The following is a 3,613-nucleotide window of genomic DNA, read 5'->3' as shown; positions in this document are numbered from 1 at the left end:
GCTGCGGAGGGTGGGGGAGGTCGGGGCGTGGCTGCGGCTGGAGGCGGTCAGCCCGCGAACCAGCGGACCGGCTTCGGCGCGAGGTTCTGGTAGACGTGCTTGGTCTCGCGGTACTCGGCGAGTCCGGCCGGGCCGAGTTCGCGGCCCACGCCGCTCTTGCCGAAGCCGCCCCACTCCGCCTGCGGGAGGTAGGGGTGGAAGTCGTTGATCCAGACGGTGCCGTGCCGCAGCCGGCCGGCGACCCGGCGGGCGCGGCCCGCGTCGGTGGTCCAGACGGCTCCCGCGAGGCCGTACTCGGTGTCGTTGGCGAGGGCGACCGCCTCGTCCTCGGTGCGGAAGGTCTCGATGGTGAGGACCGGGCCGAAGACCTCCTCGCGGACGACGCGCATCTCGCGGTGGCAGTGGTCGAGGACGGTCGGCTCGTAGAAGTAGCCGTTCTCCGGCCGCTGCGGCGAGGGGTCGGGGCGCTTGCCGCCGGAGCGCAGCACCGCGCCCTCGGCGAGCGCCGACTCGACGTAACGCTCGACCTTGGCGCGCTGCTGCGCGGAGACGAGGGGGCCGCACTCGACGCCGTCCTCGGTGCCGCGGCCCAGGCGGATCCGCCCGGCCCGGCGGGCGAGTTCGGTGACGAAGCGGTCGCGCACGGACTCCTCGACGATGAGGCGGGCGCCCGCCGAGCAGACCTGGCCGCTGTGGATGAAGGCCGCGTTGAGGGCCTGGTCGACGGCGGTGTCGAAGCCGTCCTCGGTGGCGCAGGCGTCGGCGAAGACGACGTTGGGGTTCTTGCCGCCGAGTTCGAGGGCGACCTTCTTGACACCCGGGGCGGCGGCCTGCGCGACCTTGGTGCCACTGGCCAGGCCTCCGGTGAAGGAGACCAGGTCTACGTCGGGGTGCTCGGCGAGGCGGGCGCCGACCGTGTGGCCGGGGCCGGTGACGATGTTGGCGGCGCCTGCGGGCAGTCCGGCCTCGGTGAGCAAACCGATGAGGGCGATCGTCGTCAGCGGGGTGATCTCGCTGGGCTTGACGACGAAGGTGTTGCCGACGGCGAGTGCCGGGGCGATCTTCCAACTGGCCTGGAGCAGGGGGTAGTTCCAGGGGGTGATCAGGGCGCACACGCCGACCGGTTCGTGGACGACGACGCTGTGGACGTCGGGCGAACCCGCGTCGACGACCCGGCCGGGGGCCTCCCCCGCGACGAGGTCGGCGAAGTAGCGGAAGGCGTCGGCGACACAGTCGATGTCGACACGGCCCTCCTCGACGGTCTTGCCCGCGTCCCGGCTCTCCAGCAGGCCGAGTTCTTCGCGGTCGCGTACGAGGAGTGCGGCGACGCGGCGCAGCAGCGCGGCGCGCTCGGTGACGGGGGTGCGCGGCCAGTCACCGTGGTCGAAGGCCTGCCGGGCCGCCGCCACCGCGAGGTCGGTGTCCTTCTCGTCGCCCTCCGCGACCAGGGCGAACGGCAGGGCGTCCGCGGGGTCGATGATCTCGCGCGTGGCGCCGGAGACGGCTTCGCGCCATTCGCCGCCCGCGCAGATGGTCTTCCGCGCCTGGAGTTCTGTCCTGTCCGCCATGATCGGGGTCGCCTTCCGTGCCTGTTCAGTGCCCGTGGGTGACAGGGGTGTCACCCACCGGGACCGTGAGCACATGCCCTTGGGCCCCGATTGCATGCGCAATCCATGGCCGAAAGTGCGCCGCGTCACTGAAAATGCGGACAAAAAAGGCAAATAGCGGGCTTGTTCGGTGCCACTACGGCGCCGGCCGGCCCTACGACCGCTCCGCTCCCCGGAACACTCCGCCCCGAACGCACCGGTCCCCGGGCGGCAGGTGCCGCCCGGGGACCGGGGAGTCAGGCGTGTGGGGGAGCCAGGGGGCTCAGATGAGGCCGAGCGAGCGGACCGCCTCGCGCTCCTCCGTCAGCTCCTGCACCGAGGCGTCGATGCGGGCGCGGGAGAACTCGTTGATGTCCAGGCCCTGGACGATCTCGTAGACGCCGTTCTTCGTGGTGACCGGGAAGGAGGAGATGAGGCCCTCCGGGACGCCGTAGGAGCCGTCGGACGGGATGCCCATGGAGGCCCAGTCGCCCTCGGCGGTGCCGTTGACCCACGTGTACACGTGGTCGATGGCCGCGTTGGCGGCGGAGGCGGCGGAGGACGCGCCACGCGCCTCGATGATGGCCGCACCGCGCTTGGCGACGGTCGGGATGAAGTCCTCGGCCAGCCACTTCTCGTCGTTGACGACCTCGGCGGCGTTCTTGCCCGCGACGGTGGCGTGGAAGATGTCCGGGTACTGCGTGGCCGAGTGGTTGCCCCAGATGGTGAGGCGCTTGATGTCGGCGACCGTGGAGCCCGTCTTCTTCGCGAGCTGGGTCAGCGCGCGGTTGTGGTCCAGGCGGGTCATCGCGGTGAAGCGCTCGGCCGGTACGTCCGGGGCGGCGGCCTGGGCGATCAGCGCGTTGGTGTTGGCCGGGTTGCCGACGACGAGGACCTTGATGTCGTCAGCGGCGTTGTCGTTGATGGCCTTGCCCTGCGGCTTGAAGATGCCGCCGTTGGCCTCCAGGAGGTCACCGCGCTCCATGCCCTTGGTGCGCGGGCGGGCGCCCACGAGGAGGGCGACGTTGGTGCCGTCGAAGGCGACGTTCGGGTCGTCGGTGATGTCGATCCCCTGGAGCAGCGGGAACGCGCAGTCGTCCAGCTCCATGGCCGTGCCCTCGGCGGCCTTCAGTGCGGGCGTGATCTCCAGGAGGCGCAGCTTGACCGGCACGTCCGCGCCGAGCAGCTGGCCGGAGGCGATGCGGAAGAGCAGTGCGTAACCGATCTGGCCGGCCGCGCCGGTGACGGTGACGTTCACGGGAGTGCGGGTCATGGCGTTCTCCGTATGACAGCTGGCGGTGGGGCGTCCCTGCCCCGGACGTTTGATCGATCTCTTGGCATCAAGAGATCCATCCAGCGGTCAGGCTATCGCGCCTAGGGGATGACGTGCGTCCCGGGTTGCGGTTCCCTGCGGCGTCCGGGTGCGCCGGCCCCGGAGAGAAAAGGCGGCCGCCGGTTCGGGAGAGGGGGGAACCGAGCGGCCGCCGGTGGGGGTACCGGGTCGTGCCGGACTCCCGTGGGGGTACGGTTCGCGTGCCCGGAGCGGAGCCGGGTATTCCTGCGAACGCCGGTTTTTCCCCACCTGTTTTCGCAGCCGGTTCGTCGACGCTTCAGGTGCAGCCCCGCTCCCCCGACGCAAGTTCCACGCACGCCCGCATCTCGCCCGGCTCCTTCACCGCGACCATCGGGGTGTACGCGATCGTGTCGCCGACGGTGGTGATGCCGCCGCTCTGCCGCACCTGGCCCACCGTCACCTGGACCGTGTCGCCTTGTACAGCCCGGACCATCCGGCCCCAGGCGGCGCCGCAGGTGTCGCTGTAGCGGACCTCCACCAGGGTTGTGCCGACGGTGATGCTGTCCGCCGTGATGGCGTGCTCGTCGCTGCACCCCGTCTCCTCCGGGTCCTTGCCCGTGCAGTCGGCGCCCGCGCACAGCACGCCGGGCGGCAGGCTGCGGGCGGGGGTGGCGGACGGGGTGGTCGTCCCGGCGGCGGTCCGGTTCTTCTCCGCGGGTCCGCCGTCGGTCAG

3 protein-coding genes are annotated in these 3,613 nt (G+C 71.6%); all 3 read right to left on the bottom strand.

Features of this window, described 5'->3' with window-relative positions; genetic code table 11:
• Positions 1-47: 47 nt before the first annotated feature.
• The gene (locus P1P75_RS40585; RefSeq protein WP_319264793.1) at positions 48-1,568 is read right to left on the bottom strand and encodes an aldehyde dehydrogenase family protein; all 1,521 of its coding nucleotides are present in this window, start codon (positions 1,566-1,568) and stop codon (positions 48-50) included.
• Between the two features lie 301 nt (positions 1,569-1,869).
• Positions 1,870-2,859 carry a malate dehydrogenase gene (locus P1P75_RS40580; protein ID WP_266461319.1) on the bottom strand — a complete coding sequence of 330 codons (990 nt, stop codon included), beginning with the start codon at positions 2,857-2,859 and terminating at the stop codon, positions 1,870-1,872.
• Between the two features lie 337 nt (positions 2,860-3,196).
• The coding region (locus P1P75_RS40575) for a DUF2690 domain-containing protein (protein ID WP_319264790.1) at positions 3,197-3,613 on the bottom strand (417 nt) is incomplete at its 5' end.

Origin of the sequence: Streptomyces sp. ID05-39B (genome assembly GCF_033794725.1) — a bacterium.
Taxonomy (GTDB): Bacteria; Actinomycetota; Actinomycetes; order Streptomycetales; family Streptomycetaceae; genus Streptomyces; species Streptomyces bobili.
Note: the sequence above shows the minus strand (reverse complement) of the source record. Positions and strands in the feature narration are given on the sequence as shown.